Source organism: Mesorhizobium sp. P5_C1 (assembly GCF_054049815.1).
The window spans coordinates 1-1,099 of the sequence record NZ_JBFULQ010001057.1 but is presented as its reverse complement, the minus strand read 5'-3'; the positions used below and the strand labels follow the sequence as shown (position 1 = coordinate 1,099).

2 protein-coding genes are annotated in these 1,099 nt (G+C 60.6%); one reads left to right on the top strand and one right to left on the bottom strand.

All coding sequences use genetic code 11. The annotated features are described in order from the left end of the window. Window positions 1–532: LacI family DNA-binding transcriptional regulator (locus ACXJ7R_RS33855; RefSeq protein WP_457155593.1), on the bottom strand; the 532-nt coding region annotated here is incomplete at its 3' end. A 148-nt stretch (window positions 533–680) separates the two neighbouring features. Between ACXJ7R_RS33855 and ACXJ7R_RS33850 the strand changes: the two genes are divergently transcribed. Beyond that, window positions 681–1,099 (top strand): SIS domain-containing protein (locus tag ACXJ7R_RS33850; RefSeq protein WP_457155592.1); only part of this gene is annotated, 419 nt, incomplete at its 3' end.

Here is a 1,099-nt window from a genome sequence, read left to right as displayed (position 1 = left end):
CCGCCTGATGGGCCGCGCGAAAGTTGTCAWTCGCAAAGGTGTCGGCATTGAGTACCGGCACGCGTCTGTCGAGAAGGACAAAGGGGCAGCCCATGTCCCGCGCGCCGATGAGGTGATCCACCTCGATGCTGGAGGTTGGCGAAACAATCAGGCCATCGACACGGTTGGCGAGCAGCACGCGCACCGCGTCACGCTCAAGCTCAATATCCTCGTCGGTGTTGGCTAGAACCACACCGAAGCCATTTGCACTGGCTGTGTCTATGATAGCCCGAATGGCTCGCGCAAAATACAGATTCTCAATATCGGCTACAACGACGCCAATCATCTCGCTGCGGCCGGTCGCCATGCTGCGGGCGAGTTGGTTGGGCTGGTACGCCAGGCGTTTTGCGGCGTCGAAGACGCGCTGGCGCGTCTCAGCACCGGCATAGCCGTAACCGCCAAGCACCCGCGCCGCGGTTGCGCTTGAGACACCCGCCGCACGCGCAACGTGGGCGATCGTCGGCTGAGCGCCGGAGCGTCCATTATCCTTCATGGTCTGATCGCATCCGCGTTGCGGGACTCGTGCCCGTGCATGGCGGACAAATAGACCGCCGCGACGCCCCTTGACAACCCATTGGGAAATGTGAGAGCGTTATCACATGAGAGCGCTATCACATCTTGATCGCAAAAAGAGAGGCACTGTGAATCGATACTCCAACCTTGTCCCAACAGATGTCGATTTCCGTCGCATCACTGAAGCCGCCGTCGAGCAACGCGAACGGATCAGGCAAGTGGCCAAGGCCGCAGCTGATGGAATGCGCAACCTCTTCCTGATCGGTTGCGGTGGCTCCCTGAACGACTTCTCTGCCGCATCGTACCAGTGCGACCGAAGCGCCGGATTTCCGACTTTCTGCCTTAATAGCGAAGAGTTCAATCGCCGCCGTCCTGCGCTGCTCGGGCCGGGATCAGTGGTGCTTGTCGCATCGCACAACGGCACGACGGGAGAAACGATCGAAGCCGCTCGCTGGTCGCGCTCCGCCGGCGCCCGCGTCATCGGCTTTACTAAGAACGAGACGACCAAACTCGCCGCCGAATGCGATGACGTCTTCACGTACCACAG